Annotated in this window: 14 protein-coding genes and 1 other RNA gene; 3 read left to right on the forward strand and 12 right to left on the reverse strand. The window is 63.7% G+C overall.

Going from position 1 to position 15,581, the window contains the following annotated elements; all coding sequences use genetic code 11:
* The first annotated feature begins 44 nt into the window (after nucleotides 1–44).
* Complete coding sequence (locus NKJ15_RS00835; RefSeq protein ID WP_352813714.1) at nucleotides 45–647, forward strand: sulfotransferase family protein; 603 nt, start codon at nucleotides 45–47, stop codon at nucleotides 645–647.
* Between the two features lie 63 nt (nucleotides 648–710).
* Here the strand turns inward: NKJ15_RS00835 and NKJ15_RS00840 are convergent, their stop codons facing one another.
* The 12 genes from NKJ15_RS00840 to ffs all read right to left on the reverse strand — a co-directional run bounded on the left by NKJ15_RS00840 (nucleotide 711) and on the right by ffs (nucleotide 13,800).
* Nucleotides 711–1,988, reverse strand: coding sequence for a 4-aminobutyrate--2-oxoglutarate transaminase (locus NKJ15_RS00840; RefSeq protein ID WP_352767067.1), 1,278 nt, complete (start codon nucleotides 1,986–1,988; stop codon nucleotides 711–713).
* A gap of 354 nt (nucleotides 1,989–2,342) precedes the next feature.
* Nucleotides 2,343–3,092: an ABC transporter ATP-binding protein gene (locus tag NKJ15_RS00845; protein WP_352470049.1), complete on the reverse strand. Its 750-nt coding sequence runs from the start codon at nucleotides 3,090–3,092 to the stop codon at nucleotides 2,343–2,345.
* Complete coding sequence (locus NKJ15_RS00850; protein WP_352767069.1) at nucleotides 3,089–3,922, reverse strand: ABC transporter ATP-binding protein; 834 nt, start codon at nucleotides 3,920–3,922, stop codon at nucleotides 3,089–3,091. Before NKJ15_RS00850 ends, NKJ15_RS00845 begins: the two co-directional genes overlap by 4 nt.
* A 10-nt stretch (nucleotides 3,923–3,932) precedes the next feature.
* Nucleotides 3,933–4,853: a nickel transporter permease gene (nikC, locus tag NKJ15_RS00855; RefSeq protein ID WP_352813716.1), complete on the reverse strand. Its 921-nt coding sequence runs from the start codon at nucleotides 4,851–4,853 to the stop codon at nucleotides 3,933–3,935.
* Between the two features lie 13 nt (nucleotides 4,854–4,866).
* Nucleotides 4,867–5,934, reverse strand: a complete 1,068-nt coding sequence (locus NKJ15_RS00860; protein WP_352767073.1) for an ABC transporter permease — start codon at nucleotides 5,932–5,934, stop codon at nucleotides 4,867–4,869.
* An 18-nt stretch (nucleotides 5,935–5,952) separates the two neighbouring features.
* Nucleotides 5,953–7,596: an ABC transporter substrate-binding protein gene (locus NKJ15_RS00865; RefSeq protein WP_352767075.1), complete on the reverse strand. Its 1,644-nt coding sequence runs from the start codon at nucleotides 7,594–7,596 to the stop codon at nucleotides 5,953–5,955.
* 201 nt (nucleotides 7,597–7,797) lie between these two features.
* Nucleotides 7,798–9,063 carry a lytic murein transglycosylase gene (locus tag NKJ15_RS00870; protein ID WP_352767077.1) on the reverse strand — a complete coding sequence of 422 codons (1,266 nt, stop codon included), beginning with the start codon at nucleotides 9,061–9,063 and terminating at the stop codon, nucleotides 7,798–7,800.
* A 178-nt stretch (nucleotides 9,064–9,241) separates the two neighbouring features.
* Nucleotides 9,242–9,847: a recombination mediator RecR gene (gene recR / locus NKJ15_RS00875; RefSeq protein ID WP_352767079.1), complete on the reverse strand. Its 606-nt coding sequence runs from the start codon at nucleotides 9,845–9,847 to the stop codon at nucleotides 9,242–9,244.
* Between the two features lie 331 nt (nucleotides 9,848–10,178).
* Nucleotides 10,179–11,117, reverse strand: a complete 939-nt coding sequence (locus tag NKJ15_RS00880; protein ID WP_352767081.1) for a cell wall hydrolase — start codon at nucleotides 11,115–11,117, stop codon at nucleotides 10,179–10,181.
* A gap of 288 nt (nucleotides 11,118–11,405) precedes the next feature.
* Nucleotides 11,406–11,729 carry a YbaB/EbfC family nucleoid-associated protein gene (locus NKJ15_RS00885; protein WP_352470044.1) on the reverse strand — a complete coding sequence of 108 codons (324 nt, stop codon included), beginning with the start codon at nucleotides 11,727–11,729 and terminating at the stop codon, nucleotides 11,406–11,408.
* A 31-nt stretch (nucleotides 11,730–11,760) separates the two neighbouring features.
* Nucleotides 11,761–13,599 (reverse strand): DNA polymerase III subunit gamma/tau, encoded by a 1,839-nt coding sequence (locus tag NKJ15_RS00890; protein WP_352767084.1) that lies wholly within the window; start codon nucleotides 13,597–13,599, stop codon nucleotides 11,761–11,763.
* 104 nt (nucleotides 13,600–13,703) lie between these two features.
* Nucleotides 13,704–13,800: signal recognition particle sRNA small type (gene ffs, locus NKJ15_RS00895), an RNA gene on the reverse strand.
* 358 nt (nucleotides 13,801–14,158) lie between these two features.
* On the opposite strand from ffs, the gene NKJ15_RS00900 reads away from it, so the two are divergent.
* Together NKJ15_RS00900 and nudC are read left to right on the forward strand one after the other, a co-directional pair.
* Nucleotides 14,159–14,578, forward strand: a complete 420-nt coding sequence (locus NKJ15_RS00900) for an HIT family protein (RefSeq protein WP_023676868.1) — start codon at nucleotides 14,159–14,161, stop codon at nucleotides 14,576–14,578.
* A 37-nt stretch (nucleotides 14,579–14,615) separates the two neighbouring features.
* Nucleotides 14,616–15,557: an NAD(+) diphosphatase gene (gene nudC, locus NKJ15_RS00905; RefSeq protein ID WP_352813718.1), complete on the forward strand. Its 942-nt coding sequence runs from the start codon at nucleotides 14,616–14,618 to the stop codon at nucleotides 15,555–15,557.
* Nucleotides 15,558–15,581 lie beyond the last annotated feature (24 nt).

Consider the following 15,581-nt stretch of genomic DNA (forward strand, 5'->3'; position numbering starts at 1 on the left):
AAACAGCGGTATTTTGACCAATTGAAATTCGTCGGGGGGTGCTCATGGCTCTATATGTCATTGGCGCAGGCATGGGTCGCACTGGCACATATTCGCTGAAGCTCGCGTTGGAGCATCTTGGGTTCGGGCCGTGTCATCACATGGCAGATGTCCACGCCAATCCCGAGCAGAAGGCGCTGTGGCGCGCCGCCGGACAGGGACAACTCCCGACCTGGGATGCGGCATATGCCGGCTATCTTTCCGCCGTCGATTGGCCAACGGCGCATTTTTGGCGCGAAGTGAGTGACCACTACCTTCATGCAAAGGTTATCCTGACAGTTCGTGACCCGGAAGCCTGGTATGACAGCATGGCGCAAACAATAGGGCTCACGATGGATGCTGCTACCAATGATCCACAGTCCTTTGGTGTGGCGGTGGTTGGAAACACTGTCTTTGGCGGTCGATTTGATAACCGTGATCACGCAATCGCTGTCTATGAAGCACATAACGCTTCCGTGAAATCAACGCTGCCACCTGAACGCCTTCTTACTTATCAGGCCTCCGAAGGGTGGGAGCCGCTTTGTGCCTTTCTCGGTGTACAGTTGCCTTCCGAACCGTTTCCACGCACCAATTCGACTGCCGAATTTCGTGCTCGCATAGGGCGTTGAACGGCGGCTTGCCACCTATCTCGGCCTTCGCCGCAGTTGAATCCTAGGCGATATCCTCGCCGCTCAGGCGGCGCAGGCCTCGCGGATCGAACTTTCCAGGATGTCGAGCGCCTCGTTCATGACTCCGTCCTGGATGGTGATCGGCGCGAGGAAGCGGATGACGTTGCCGTAGACGCCGCAGGTCAGCAGGATCAGGCCCTTGTCGAGCGCCTTCAGCCGGACCGCATTGGCGAGTTCCGGCGACGGCAGCCCCTTCGTCACATCGTTGAACTCGACCGCGTTCATGAAGCCGGGGCCTCTGATATCGACGATTTCCGGGGCTTCGTCGCGGATCGCTTGCAGGCGCTGCTTCAGCCGGTTGCCCAGCGTGTTGGCCCGGTCGCAGAGCTTCTCCTCGTCGATGACGTCGAGCACGGCATGCGCCGCGGCGACGCCGATCGGGCTGCCGCCATAGGTGCCGCCGAGTCCGCCGGGGTTCGGCGCATCCATGATCTCGGCACGCCCGGTGACCGCCGCCAAGGGGAAGCCGCCGGCCAGGCTCTTGGCCATGGTGGTGATGTCGGCCGCCACCTCGTGGTGGTCCATGGCGAACATCTTGCCAGTGCGGGCAAAGCCGGTCTGCACCTCGTCGGCGATCAGCAGCATGCCGTGCTGGTCGCAGATCTTGCGCAATGCGGTCATGAAGTCGCGCGGCGCCTCGTAGAAGCCACCCTCGCCCTGGACCGGCTCGACGATGATCGCGGCGACGCGGGCCGGATCGACGTCGGCCTTGAACAGCCGGTCGAGCGCAGCCAGCGAATCGGCGACCGACACGCCGTGCAGTGCAACCGGGAACGGCGCATGGAAGACATCCGCCGGCATGGCGCCGAAGCCGACCTTGTAGGGCACGACCTTGCCGGTGAGTGCCATGCCCATGAAGGTGCGGCCGTGAAAGCCGCCGGAAAAAGCGATGACCGCCGGCCGGCCGGTGGCGTTTCGGGCGATCTTGATCGCGTTCTCGACCGCCTCGGCGCCGGTGGTGACAAAAATCGTCTTTTTGTCGAACTTGCCGGGCAGCATGCCATTCAGCCGTTCGGCCAGCCTGATATAGCTCTCATAGGGCACGACCTGATAGCAGGTGTGGGTGAAGCGGTCGAGCTGCGCCTTGACCGCTTCGATCACCCTGGGGTGACGGTGCCCGGTGTTGACGACGGCGATGCCGGACGAGAAATCGATGTAGCGGCGGCCTTCCACATCCCAGATCTCCGAGTTTTCGGCGCGATCGGCATAGATCTGAGTGGTCATGCCGACGCCGCGCGAAATCGACTGGCTCTTGCGTTCGGAAATGGCTGAATTTGTCATCGTATCCCTCACCGGGCCGGCGCCCGCTCTCGTTTGATGGCTGTTGAGACTCTTCTGGGCTTATTTCAGGTTTTCCTCAAGTTGGCACTGGCGGCGGGTGATTGGGCCTGCCCGTCCGGCGGGCGACCTGACACAAAGTTGCCAAGTCCCGTTCCTTCGCGCCCCCTCTGTCCTGCCGGACATCTCCCCCACAAGGAGGGAGATTGGCAGCTTCGTCGGCAGCGTTCCTTCTATAACGTTGGCGATTGGCGAAATCAGTGGTGACAGCCAATCTCCCCACCCGTGGGGGAGATGGCCGGCAGGCCAGAGGGGGGCGCGAAAGAACACGACGCGGGGAATTGAAAGCAAGCCTACTCACGCCGTCCGCACGAACCCCTCGCTGGCCCTCAGCAAATTGCGCGTATAATCCTTGGTGACACGGCGTTCGACAAGATCGTCCGCGGTCAGATTCTCCATCGCCTCGCCGTTCTGCATCACCATCAGCCGTTCGCACATGTGGGTGATGATGGCTAGGTCGTGGCTGACCATCAGGAAGGTCAGCTTGCGGCGGCGCCTGATCTCTTCCAGCAGGTTCAGCACCTCCGCCTGCACCGAAGCGTCGAGCGCCGAGGTCGGCTCGTCGAGCAGCAGGATCGACGGTTCCAGAATCAGGGCGCGGGCGATCGCCACGCGCTGGCGCTGACCGCCGGACAATTGATGCGAATAGCGAAAACGGAACCCGGTGCCGAGGCCGACCTCGTCGAGTGCCCGCTGGATGCGCTTTTCGCCGTCGGTGAAGCCGTGAATGGCGAGCGGCTCCTGCAGCAGGCGGTCGACGGTCTGGCGCGGGTGCAGCGAACCGTACGGGTCCTGGAAGACCATCTGCACCTCGCGGTAGAACGCCTTGTCGCGACGCGCGCCGAGCGTTTTGCCGTTGACCGCGATGGTGCCTGATGCGGCCGGCGCCAGGCCGGCGATTGCCCTGAGCAACGTCGACTTGCCGGAGCCGGACTCGCCGACCAGGCCGAAGGATTCACCGGATTCGACCTCGAGGCTGACGCCTTTCAACGCGCGGAAGCGGTCGAAGACCACCTCCAGCCTGTCGACGGAAAGGGCTGCCGTCATGCTGCCCACTCCGGCTTGCGGTCGAGCACCGGCAGCGGGTGACGGTCGGCGCCGATCTTGGGCATGCAGTTGAGCAGGCCGCGCGTATAGGGATGCTGGGCGCGGCCGAGCTCCGAGGCTTTGAGCTGTTCGACCACCTTGCCAGCATACATGACGATGACACGATCACAGAAGGACGAGACCAGGCGCAGATCGTGCGAGATGAAGATCAGCCCCATGCCGCGCTCGCTGACCAGCCGGTCGAGGATGCCGAGCACGTCGAGCTGGACAGTGACGTCGAGTGCCGAGGTCGGCTCGTCGGCTATCATCATTTCCGGCCCGGCGATCAGCATCATGGCGATCATGGCGCGCTGGCCCATGCCGCCGGAAACCTCGTGCGGATGCAGGTCGAAGACACGGGCCGGATCGCGGATCTGCACAGCCTCCAGCATGGCCAGCGCGCGGTCGCGGGCTTCGGCCTTGGAGACCTTCTCATGCGTGCGCAGCGTCTCGACGATCTGGCGGCCGATGCTCATCACCGGGTCGAGCGAATATTTCGGATCCTGCAGGATCATGGCGATACGCTTGCCGCGCAGCGCGCGGCGCTCGCGCGCCGAGGCGGCCAGCAGGTCGATGCCGTCAAAAGCGAGCGTCTTCGCGGTCACATCGGCCTGCGGCGGGGTGACGCCCATGATGGCGCGGCCGGTCTGCGACTTGCCCGAACCGCTCTCGCCGACGATGCCGAGCCGCTCGCGGCCGAGCGAGAAGGAAACGCCGCGCACTGCCTCGATCAGGCCGGTGCGCGTCGGGAAGGTAACGCGCAGGTCGTCGACTTCGAGAAGCGTGCTCATTGGTCGCCACTCATTGGTCACCGCTTCGGGGATCGAGCGCGTCGCGCAGTCCGTCGCCGAGTAGGTTGAAGCCGAGGCTGACGATGAGGATGGCAAAGCCCGGAGCACCCGCCACCCACCACTGGTCGAGCACGAAGCGGCGGCCCGACGCGATCATCGCGCCCCATTCGGGCAGCGGCGGCTGCGCGCCGAGGCCGAGGAAGCCGAGGCCGGCAGCGGTCAGGATGATGCCGGCCATGTCGAGCGTCACCCTGATGATCAGCGAGGAGATGCACAGCGGCATGATGTGGCGAAGCACGATGCGAAACGGCGAGGCGCCCATCAATTGCACCGCCTTGATATAATCGGAATTGCGCACCGTCAGCGTTTCGGCGCGGGCAATGCGGGCATAGGGAGGCCACGAGGTGATGGCGATGGCAAGCACGGCATTTTCGATGCCGGGGCCGAGCGCCGCGACAAAGGCCAGCGCCAGGATCAGCTTCGGAAAGGCGAGAAAGATGTCGGTGATGCGCATCAGGATCGCATCGGTCCAGCCGCCGGCGTAACCGGCGACGGTGCCGACCAGCAAGCCGATGGGCGCGGCGATAATGGCAACCAAAACGACGACGTAGAGTGTCCAGCGCGAGCCGAAGATGATGCGCGAATAGATATCGCGGCCGAGATCGTCGGTGCCGAACCAGTGCGCCGCACTCGGCGCCAGGAGCCGCGAGCCCTTGAGGTCGCCGAATGTCGGTGAATAGGGCGCCAGCACATCGGCGAACGCCGCGACCACCAGCAGGGCGACGATGATGAGCAGCCCGAGAAACGCCAGCCGGTTGGCGGAAAAGCGCCGCCACCCCACATAGGCGCGGCCGAGCCTCGCCTGCACGCGCGACGCCGGCCGCTCGCTGAGCAGCCAGTCGCGGCGGGTTTGAATCGCTTCCGTGCTCATCCTGTCTTGGTCCTCATCCTGCCTTGGTCCTTGGATCGAGCAGCCGGTAGAGCAGGTCGGAGAATAGATTGATGGCGATGAAGACCGAGCCGATGATGATGGTGCCGCCGAGCACGGCGTTTATGTCGGCGTTCTGAAGGGAATTGGTGATGTAGAGGCCGATACCCGGCCACGAAAACACCGTCTCGGTCAGCACCGAGCCTTCGAGCAGCCCGGCATAGGACAGAGCGATCACCGTGACCATCGGCACCGCGGCGTTGCGCAGCGCGTGGCCCCAGATGATGCGCGTTTCCGACAGGCCCTTGGCGCGCGCCGCGACGATATATTCCTGGGTGAGTTCGTTCAGCATGAACGAGCGTGTCATGCGGCTGATATAGGCGAGCGAGAAATAGCCGAGCAGCGAGGCCGGCAGGATGATGTGGCGGAAGGCATCGGCAAATACGTCCCACTGCCGCTGCCAGAGTGCATCGAGCAGATAAAAGCCGGTAATCGGCGTGAAGGTGTATTCGTAGACGACGTCGAGGCGGCCGGGAAAGGCGATCCATTGCAGCTTGGCGTAGAACAGCACCAGCGCCAGCAGCCCCAGCCAGAAGATCGGCACGGAATAGCCGACAAGGCCGATGATCCGCACGATCTGGTCGATGATGCTGCCGCGCCGCACCGCGGCCAGCACACCGAGCGGCACGCCGATCACCGAACCGATCAGCGTCCCCAGCGTCGCCAGTTCGAGGGTTGCCGGAAAGGCGCGGCGGATATCTGTCATCACCGGATTGGTGGTCAGCACCGAAGTGCCGAAATCGCCGTTCAGGGCATGTTTGACATAGATGTAGAACTGCTCGACCAGCGGCAGGTCGAGGCCCATCTCGCGGCGCGTGCGCTCGACGACATTGGCCGGCGCCCGGTCCCCGAGCACTGCCAGCACCGGGTCGATCGGAATGACACGGCCGATGAAGAAAGTCACCGCGAGCAGACCTAGATAGGTCGTTATCGCGATAACCAGGAACCGGGCGATCGATGAGGCCACGGCAACAGCACGGGCGCCACCGCGCCCTGCCGTCACTTCGCTTTCAGCCACACTCATGCGGCGCGTCCGCCGGCGTCACTCTTTCGAGACGGGACCGACGAAGTTGGTGTCGAAGCTCGGGCCGAGCGCGAAGCCCTTGAGGCTCTTGCGCAGGCCGGCCACTTCCAGCTGCTGGTGGATGATGACGAAGGGGCTGGTATCGAGGATCTTCTTCTCGAGATCCTGGTACATTGCGGCGCGCTTGGCCGCGTCCTTCTCGACAAGGGCCGCTTCGGTCTGCTTGGTCAGGTCCGGGATGTCCCAGGCGTTGCGCCAGGCAAGGGTCTTGGTCTTGCCTTCATCCGAATTGTCGGGGTTGCTGGCGAAGGTCTGGGCATTGGAGTTCGGATCGAAATAATCCTGGCCCCACTGACCGATATAGATGTCGTGGTTACGGGCGCGGTATTTGGTCAGCGTCTGTTTGCCGTCGCCGGGGATGATCTCCAGCTTGATGCCGGCCTGTCCCAGCGTCTGCTGGATCGATTCCGCCATGCCGGTCTGCGGTTGGACGCTGCGCACGTCCATGGTGACGCTGAAGCCGTCGGCGAGGCCGGCCTTGGCGAGCAGCTCTTTGGCCTTAGCAACGTCGAGTTTGAACGGGTTTTCGTCCAGCTCGCCGAGCACGCCTTTCGGCAGGAAGGTCTGATGGATCTCGCCGATGCCCTTGAGGATGGTCGACCCCAGGGCGTCGTAGTCGACCAGATATTTGAACGCCTGGCGAACTTCGGGCTTGGCGAGGTTCGGGTTCTTCTGGTTGAGGCTGATGTAATAGACGGTGCCCTTCGGCGCCGAGGTGGTGGTGAGGTCGGCATTCTTGGCGATGGCATCGAGGTCGTTCGGCTCAAGATTGCGGGCGACGTCGATATCGCCGGCTTCGAGCGCCAGGCGCTGGCCCGAGCTTTCCTTCATATTGCGATAGATAACGCGGGCAAGCTTGGCTTTTTCGCCGTAGTAATTGTCGTTGCGCTCCAGCACGACGGCCTCGTTGGCCCGCCATTCGCGCATTTTGAAGGCACCGGAGCCGGCATAGCCGGTCTTCAGCCAGGCGTTGCCGAAATCATTGTCCCATTTGTAGTCGGCGCTCGGCGTGACCGCGGCGACATGCTCCTTAACCAGCTTGGCATCGACGACCGAGGCGACGGTCGCCGACAGACAGTTCAAGACGAAGCTTGGCGCATAGGCCTTGTCAACGGTGAACTGGAAGGTCGTATCGTCGACGGCCTTGGCTTTGTCGGTGACGTTGCCGCCATTGAGGCCGAGCTGGCCGATGATGAAGGCCGGGCTCTTGTCGAGCTTGATGGCGCGTTCGAACGAATAGGCGACGTCGGCCGCCGTGATCGGATTGCCGGAGGCGAATTTGAGGCCGGGCTTGAGCTTGAATGTGTAGGTCAGGCCGTCGTCGGAGACGCTCCAGCTTTCGGCGAGATCGCCCTTGACCTTGGATGTGTCGCTGAGGTCGAGGCGTACCAGAAGATCATAGGTGTTGCCGGTGACCTCTGCGGTCGACAATTCGAATGCTTCGCCCGGATCCATGGTGATGATGTCGTCGATGGCGAAACCCTCGACCAGCGTGTCGGCGGGCGTGACCGCGAAGGCAGGCGCACCGGCCAGAAGCAGCGCGGACATGGCCGCGCCCGCGAGCAAGAAGCGGGAGCGTAGAGCAAACTTTTCCATCATCATTTTAACTGTTCCCTGTTTTTGTTGACCTGAGTTCCCGGCTCAGAGTTGTGGCATTTCTTGCCGCGTCGAACGGTGATCCCCGGACCGTTGTCTCGGCAATTTTTTGTGCGGTTCCGGTTCACCATATCCGGCGGTTTCGAGCGCGGCAACGAGCATTTGCAGAACGGTCGATTGGGCCAGACCGGCGGTGCAAAAATCCGGCTATTTCAGCGCGGTAACCAGGTCGGCGTCGGGAAAGCAGGTAGCGGAACGGCCGTTGCTGGCCTGCCATTTGCCGATCGAGCGGCGCGTCTTGAAGCCAGGCAGGCCGTCGGCGCTGCCGACATCGTAGCCCTTAGCTTCCAGCGCCCGCTGCAGGGCGGCGATGTCGGAGCGGTAGAGCCCGCCGACCGCGCCCCAATTGCCCGAGAAATTGCTGTCGCCATGGGCGATGCGATCGGCGCCATGGCCGATGAACAGGGCATAGAGATCGCTGGTGTTATACTGCTTCAGCACATAGAAATTGGGGGTGACGATGAAGGCCGGGCCGCTACGCCCGGCCGGCATCAAAAGAAAGCCCTCGGCTTTCAGTTCGCTCGCCGGGAACGGTTTACCCGACACACGCCTGATGCCCATATCAGCCCATTGGGAAATCTTCTTGCCCTGGTCCGGACCTTCGAGCGAGCACGAGACGCTGTCCGGCACAGTCACCTCGAAGCCCCAGCCGCGGCCCCTGACCCAGCCATAATGGACGAGATAATTGGCGATCGATGCCAGTATGTCGGGCGTCGAATTCCAGATGTCGGTGCGGCCGTCGCCATCGAAATCGACGGCATGCTTGAGGAACGATGTCGGCATGAACTGCGGCTGGCCAAGCGCGCCTGCCCAAGACGATTTCATCGCGCCGACCGGGGCAAGCCCGCGCTCGACGATCTCGAGCGCAGCCAAGAGCTCGGTGCGGAAGAATTCCTTCTTGGTCGACATGAACGCCTTGGTGCCCAGCACCTCGAAGGCGTCATAAGGCATCTTCGCCGCGCCGAAGCCGCTCTCGCGGCCCCAGATCGCCAGCAGCACTTCGCCAGGCACGCCGTAGCGTTTCTCGATCGCGGCAAGAGTCCCAGCGTTGGTCGCCTCGCGGGTGCGGCCGCCGGCGGTCACCGCTCGGACTATCTTTTCAGCGAAATAGGCGCCCGGCGAACCGAACTCGGCCTGATGCTGCTTCTGCGGCGTCGTCGCCTTCTCGCCCGGCTTCACCAGGTCGGGCAGCTTCAGGTCCGGCCTGACGCCTTCGAAGGCGGCATCGAAGGTTTTCCTGGAGATGCCTTTGGCCTTGGCTTCGGGCCAGAGGTCGTTGCTGAGCCAGGCGTGGAACTGGTCGTCGATTTTTGCGGCGGAGACCGGGGTGGCGAGGAGGAAGGCGAGAAAGAACGCGACGGCCAGCCTGCGAAGTCGGCATCCTGTCGCGCCCCCCTCTGTCCTGCCGGACATCTCCCCCTCCAGGGGGGAGATTGGCTGTCGCGTCTGTTTTCGCCAATGTTCAACGTCGCAAGCTTGGCCGGGATATCGAGGCTGCCAATCTCCCCCCTCGTGGGGGAGATGTCCGGCAGGACAGAGGGGGGCGCGACGGAACGCAATCATCTCGGAAGCACTCTCCCCGCCGCTCGCCTCAAAACACCGTCCGCGAGCGCAGTGCGGCGGCCAGCGTGCCTTCGTCGAGATAATCGAGTTCGCCGCCGACCGGAACACCGTGCGCCAGGCGCGTCACCTTGATGTCGAAGCCGGAAAGCTGGTCGGTGAGGTAGTGCGCGGTGGTCTGGCCCTCGACCGTGGCGTTGACGGCGAGGATCACTTCCTTGACTTCGCCGCCGGCGACGCGGTCGACCAGCGAACGGATGTTGAGCTCATCAGGACCAATGCCGTCGAGCGGCGACAGCGTACCGCCGAGCACATGGTAGCGCACGTTCATGGCTGTCGCCCGCTCCAGCGCCCAAAGGTCGGCCACGTCCTCGACGACGATGAGCATAGTGGGGTCGCGGCGGGGGTCGGTGCAGATCATGCATGGATCCGAGGTATCGACATTGCCGCAGGTCGAGCAGATGCGCACCTTGTCGACCGCCTCGCCCATGGCGGCGGCGAGCGGCGCCAGCAGCTGTTCCTTCTTCTTGATGAGGTGGAGTGCTGCGCGCCGTGCCGAACGCGGACCGAGCCCCGGCACCTTGGCCAGCAGCTGGATCAGGCGTTCGATCTCGGGACCGGCGATTCGCTTCGACATCGCACCGGTTTAGGATTTTTCAACGCGTTTTGGAACTCTGCTGAGGCGGGCGACCGAGCAATCGCTTCAGGCTTGAATTCGCCCGTCACCCTTTTCCGGGCGTTGGCGCTGCCCCTCACCCGCCTGCCGGCGACCTCTCCCCGTATAGTGACGGGGAGAGGAACGCTCTTATCGACGGTTTCGCCAATCATCATCGTTGCAGAATGTACGCCAGGATTGCGGCCGTCCCACTTCTCCCCGTCACTATACGGGGAGAAGTGCCCGGCAGGGCGATGAGGGGCGGCGCCGACTCCTCGTATTTGTCCGAAGCGACTGCAAGCCACTAGGGCCCTCAGTTTTCTTCCAGTGGCCGGGTCTGGCCGGCGATCATCGCGCCGATGGCGTCGGTGTTCTCGGGCGTCGCCTCGAACGACATTGTCGGCTCTGCCGGCACGGCCTGGAAGGAGGTGACAGGCCGCTCGCTCACGGTTCCGCCAAAACGGGCCGCATCCGGCTCCTGCATTGGTTCCTGCAGCGCCACAAGCATCGGCTTCTCCGCCGTCGTCTTCTCCGGGGTCGCCTTTCCGGCGGTCACCCTTGTCTGCTTTGCCGGCAGCGATGCTGCGGCGGTCACATAGGTTGCCTTGGCGAATGTCGGCTTGACCTCGCGAGCCGGCTCCGCCGAGGCGACAAGTATGGCCTGAGCGGCAGGCGCTTGCGGCTTGGCCTGGGCCATGGCGACCACCGGCTCGTCCGGCAGCGGCTGCCAGTTGCGGCCGCGCTTTTCATAGAAGGCATTGCCGCCGGCGACCATGGTGTAGTGCATGTTCTTGTAGGGGAAGCGCAGGCCGGCGGTGTGGAAGAACATGGTATTCTTCAGCTTGGCTTTGCGCTCGCCCTTGAGCACCGCCTCGGCGGCTTCCTCGACGTCGGGCATCGCCTTCGAATTCATCGGCCGTGTCATGACGCCCGGCGCGAACTGCCCGCGCTCGCCGACGACCTGGCAGATGGTGTTGCCGTGATTGCCGGACCGCAACCGGTTCATCACCACCGTGCCGACCGCAATCATGCCGTCACGGCTCGACCGGTTGGACTCGAAGAACATTGCCCGCTCCAGGCATTCCTTCTCCTTCGGCGTGGAATTGTAGGAGCGCGAGCTCAGGAAACTCGGCGTAATGGCATCGGTCAGGCTGGACATGCCGTGCGAGGCGGTCTGACTGCAAGCGGCCAAAAACAGCGGCGAGATAACGACGCCGAGCCGCAACGGCGTCTTCCATCGGGTAGAGATCAACAGGTGTCCCCTCAATTCTGCTGCCAGCCCGCCCCTGGTTGCGGCAAGAATGAGACACTTTCAGGCAAAAAGATGGCTAAAGCGTTATTAAGTGTGGGGAGTTGCCTAATAGACACAGCTGGCGGTGGAGCGAGCACTGGGCCGCTGCACTCTTCGGCCACTGTAACGGCATACCGATTGACTAGCGCGTCGCGTTCGACCGGCTTATGCGACGCGCTTTAGGTTCTTGTTTTGATGCATGTCGTTATCGCAAAACCGCTGCACACTTTTGCGCGACATGCACTAGCCTTAGAACGGCAGTTTCATTCCCGGCGGGATCGGTAGGCCCGCGGTCAGCGCCCTGGTCTTCTCCTGCATGATCTGCTCGACCTTGGTCCTGGCGTCGTTGTGGGCAGCGAGAAGCAGGTCCTCGAGAATCTCGACCTCGTCCTCCTTGAACAGCGCCGGGTCGATCTTCAGCGACTTCATCTCGAATTTGCCGGTCAGCGTCACGCTGACCAGGCCGCCGCCGGCCTGCCCGGTGGCTTCCAGCGTGGCGATCTCATCCTGCATGGCCTGGAACTTGGCCTGCATTTCCTTTGCCTTGCCCATCATGCCGAGAAGGTCTTTCATCGCACTGTCCTTTGCAGCTGGTCCAGGTTGTTCAGGTTTCGTCGTCGTCGGCCGGCGGCTCGACCGGCACTTCGGCCTCGTCGGCTTCCGGCGCATCGGGAATGCGCACGTCGATGATCTTGGCACCGGGAAAGCGCGCCAGGATGGCGGCGACCGTCGGGTCGCTCTTGGCATCGAGGAAGGCGTTTTCGCGCTTTGTCGATTCCATCTCGGCCAAGGTCTGGCCGCCCTCGTCCTTCGACAGCGACACCAGCCAGTTGCGGCCCGTCCAGGCGCGCAGCTTGGCGGTCAAATCATTGAGCAACATCTTCGGCGCATCGTCGGTCAGGCTGACGTCGATACGACCGGGCTCGATGCGCACCAGGCGCACGCAACGCTTCACCAGCACCTTGAAGGCCATGTCGCGCTGGGCGTCGGCAAGGGCGATAATGTCGGCCAGCGATTTCACCGGCACCGGCGACGCCTCGACCGCCGGCTCCGGCGGAGCAACGAAGTTGGTCGGCACGGGCTCGGCCTCGACCAGGCGCATCGTCTCGACCAGGCGCATTGTCTGGGCGCCGCCATTGGACGTCGGCATCCGCGCCTGCGCCACGGCGCCGGCACCACCGCCTGCAGGCGCATGGTTTGCGGGGCCGGGGCTTGCCGGCGTGCCATTCGCGCGCGGCGCGGCACCCGGCAGTGTACCGCCGTTCTCCAGCGATTTCAGCGCCTCGTCCAGCGTCGGCAGGTCGGCGGCATGGGCCAGCCGGATCAGCACCATCTCGGCGGCGCTGACCGGGCGGTTGGAGGTCTGCACCTCGGGAATACCTTTCAAGAGGATCTGCCACGTCCGCGACAGCACCTTGACCGACAGCGTGCTGGCGAAATCGGCGCCGCGCCGGCGCTCGTCCTCGGACAGCGAGGCGTCGTCGATGGCAGCCGGCACGAAACGCAGACGGGTGACCAGATGATTGAACTCGGCAAGGTCGGTCAGCACCGCGGCAGGATCGGCGCCGGTATCGTACTGGGCACGGAATTCGGCAAGTGCGGCGGCGACGTCGCCCTTCATGACATGTTCGAACAGGTCGACGATGCGGGCACGGTCGGCAAGGCCGAGCATAGCACGCACCGCTTCGGCGCTGACCGCGCCGCCGCCATGGGCGATCGCCTGGTCGAGGATGGACTGCGCATCGCGCATCGAGCCTTCGGCCGCGCGCGCGATCATCGCCAGCGCATCGTCTTCGACTTCGATGCCCTCCAGACGGGCTATCCTGGCAAGGTCGGCCTTGATCATTGCCGCATCGATGCGCCTGAGGTCGAAACGCTGGCAGCGCGACAGGACGGTGATCGGCACCTTGCGGATTTCGGTGGTGGCGAAGATGAACTTGACGTGCGGCGGCGGCTCTTCCAGCGTCTTCAGCAGGCCGTTGAAGGCCTGGTTGGAAAGCATGTGCACTTCGTCGATGATGTAGACCTTGTAGCGCGCCGACACCGGGGCGTAGCGCACACGCTCGATGATGTCCCTGATGTCGTCGATGCCGGTATGCGAGGCGGCGTCCATCTCGATGACGTCGACATGCCGGCCTTCCATGATCGCCTGGCAATGCTCGCCGAGCACGGCAAGGTCGACGGACGGCTGGTCGACGGTCGATGTTTTGTAGTTCAGGGCCCGCGCGAGTATGCGCGCGGTCGTCGTCTTGCCGACGCCACGCACGCCGGTCAGCATCCAGGCCTGGGCGATGCGGCCGGTGGCAAAGGCATTGGTCAACGTGCGGACCATCGGCTCCTGGCCGATCAGTTCGGAGAAATTCGACGGTCGGTATTTGCGCGCCAGCACGCGGTAGGCGGCAGGCTTGTCCAATTTCCCGGCCTCGTTTCCGGCTTCGCTCATTCGCCCGTTAAGCTCCAAGGGCTGCCACTGGAGGCGGCCGATTCCTGCGCATAGTTTCGCCCGCGCGGCTTGGCGCCGTCAATGTCGGGGTAAAAGGCGAAGAGGCGGGAGGCTGGAACAATGACCCGTTCCGGGCTCGTTAGGGCTGCTTCCTTCCGGACCTGACCCGGTTGGCGAGTGGACCGTCCACCACCAACCTCCCAGCCTCCATATCGGCAATCCGGCGATGAAATGCAAGTGCGGATGATAGGGTCCTTGAGCGATGGCGAAAGCTGAAACCAAAAACCCGCCTCGGCGGGCGGGTCGTTGGTGCGAATAATCACCATAGCGAGATTAGTAGCATAGCTGCCGGCACAAAGCAAGAACAAAATGTGGCCGCGATCAAAATCGTCAATCTCGGCGGGGCAGCGCCAAGCTGATGCAATTTGCCCGGGCCTCACTTCTTCGCGCACAATCAGCGCCGCGACGGCCAATGTTGGTTGCTGCCCCTTGCGGCCCTTCGGAAGCCGCTCTAGCGTCGATGGAGTTCAAAAAACGTCAAAAAGTGAGGGAAACGCCGATGCTGCCGGGCCTCAAGGCCGGATTCACGCTTGACGCCCAGCTGGAAGCCGACAGCGAACAGCTGATGTGGCTCGGCCTGTGCGAATTGCGCGTCATGAACGACCGCCGCTGGCCATGGCTGCTGCTGGTGCCGCAGCGGCCGGGCATCGAGGAAATCCACGACATGACGCCGCTGGACCAGGCGATGCTGACCTTCGAGACCAACATGGTGGCGCTGGCGCTGAAGCGGGTGACCGGCTGCACCAAGATCAACACCGGCGCACTCGGCAACATCGTGCGCCAGCTGCATGTACACGTCATTGCGCGCTCGGAAGGCGATCCCGGCTGGCCTGGCCCGGTGTGGGGGCACGGCCTGCGCGAGCCCTATCAGCGCTCCGACCTTCGCAAGTTTGCGGAAAAGATCAAGGCAGCGTTATAAGCCTCTCCGTGTCCACCTTGAACCTTCCCGAGTCTGCATGAGCTTTCGCCTGTTTGACGCGCCCTTGCGCGAGCCGAGCCAGTTCGTCGGCTTCGCCGGCAACGTTATCGACCGGCAGTCCGAAAACCGCGCCGACGATTCCGTCGAAAAGGCACTCGCCGATCCCTCGGCGCGGCTTTTGCTGATGCGTGGCGGCCGGCTCTATTTGAAGCTTGCGCAAGGCGCATTCGACCCTTGGTTCGGCGTGGCCGAATGCCGGCCGCTCGAAGCATCGCTCGAAAACGGCGTCCTGCTCGGTTTTTCCGAAAGCGGCCCGGTGCTGGCGGTGCCGGCCGGGGTCGAGCCCGAGCAGCTTCCCGAGACGATCAAGGCGATCGACTATCGCTCGGTCTATATGCAGGGGCTGGTCGACGAAGCGGCGGCCGGCGCGCTGGCGCAAGGGGCGGCGCTGCTCGCCTGGCATGCCAGCCATCGCTTCTGCAGCAAATGCGGCACCGAAGCCGCGATGCGGGCGGGCGGTTACAAGCGGCATTGCCCGGCCTGCGGTACGGAGCACTTTCCGCGCACCGACCCGGTGGCGATCATGCTGACGGCAACACGCGAAAAATGCCTGCTCGGCCGCGGCCGGCATTTCGGGCCCGGCATGTATTCGGCGCTCGCCGGTTTCATCGAGCCGGGCGAGACGATCGAGGCGGCGGTGCGCCGCGAAACGCTGGAGGAAGCCGGCATCAGGCTCGGCCGCGTCGTCTACCACGCCAGCCAGCCCTGGCCGTTTCCCTATTCGCTGATGATCGGCTGCTTCGGCGAACCGCTCAACGACGATATCCAGCCCGACCTCAACGAGCTGGAAGATTGCCGCTGGTTCTTTCGCGACGAGGTGCTCTCGATGGTGGCCCGCGAGCATCCGGGCGGCCTGGTGACACCGCCGAAGGGGGCGATCGCCTATAACCTCATCCGCGCCTGGGCTGACAGCGCGTGACACGAAGACATCGCAGGAGCAAAA

The organism is Mesorhizobium sp. M0207 (assembly GCF_040321995.1).
GTDB lineage: Bacteria > Pseudomonadota > Alphaproteobacteria > Rhizobiales > Rhizobiaceae > Mesorhizobium.

What these genes read in the sequence shown, in the direction of transcription:
- NKJ15_RS00835 (WP_352813714.1), top strand. Translation starts at nt 45, where the DNA reads ATGGCTCTATATGTCATTGGCGCAGGCATGGGTCGCACTGGCACATAT.
- NKJ15_RS00840 (WP_352767067.1), bottom strand. Translation starts at nt 1,988, where the DNA reads ATGACAAATTCAGCCATTTCCGAACGCAAGAGCCAGTCGATTTCGCGC.
- NKJ15_RS00845 (WP_352470049.1), bottom strand. Translation starts at nt 3,092, where the DNA reads ATGACGGCAGCCCTTTCCGTCGACAGGCTGGAGGTGGTCTTCGACCGC.
- NKJ15_RS00850 (WP_352767069.1), bottom strand. Translation starts at nt 3,922, where the DNA reads ATGAGCACGCTTCTCGAAGTCGACGACCTGCGCGTTACCTTCCCGACG.
- nikC (WP_352813716.1), bottom strand. Translation starts at nt 4,853, where the DNA reads ATGAGCACGGAAGCGATTCAAACCCGCCGCGACTGGCTGCTCAGCGAG.
- NKJ15_RS00860 (WP_352767073.1), bottom strand. Translation starts at nt 5,934, where the DNA reads ATGAGTGTGGCTGAAAGCGAAGTGACGGCAGGGCGCGGTGGCGCCCGT.
- NKJ15_RS00865 (WP_352767075.1), bottom strand. Translation starts at nt 7,596, where the DNA reads ATGATGATGGAAAAGTTTGCTCTACGCTCCCGCTTCTTGCTCGCGGGC.
- NKJ15_RS00870 (WP_352767077.1), bottom strand. Translation starts at nt 9,063, where the DNA reads ATGTCCGGCAGGACAGAGGGGGGCGCGACAGGATGCCGACTTCGCAGG.
- recR (WP_352767079.1), bottom strand. Translation starts at nt 9,847, where the DNA reads ATGTCGAAGCGAATCGCCGGTCCCGAGATCGAACGCCTGATCCAGCTG.
- NKJ15_RS00885 (WP_352470044.1), bottom strand. Translation starts at nt 11,729, where the DNA reads ATGAAAGACCTTCTCGGCATGATGGGCAAGGCAAAGGAAATGCAGGCC.
- NKJ15_RS00890 (WP_352767084.1), bottom strand. Translation starts at nt 13,599, where the DNA reads ATGAGCGAAGCCGGAAACGAGGCCGGGAAATTGGACAAGCCTGCCGCC.
- NKJ15_RS00900 (WP_023676868.1), top strand. Translation starts at nt 14,159, where the DNA reads ATGCTGCCGGGCCTCAAGGCCGGATTCACGCTTGACGCCCAGCTGGAA.
- nudC (WP_352813718.1), top strand. Translation starts at nt 14,616, where the DNA reads ATGAGCTTTCGCCTGTTTGACGCGCCCTTGCGCGAGCCGAGCCAGTTC.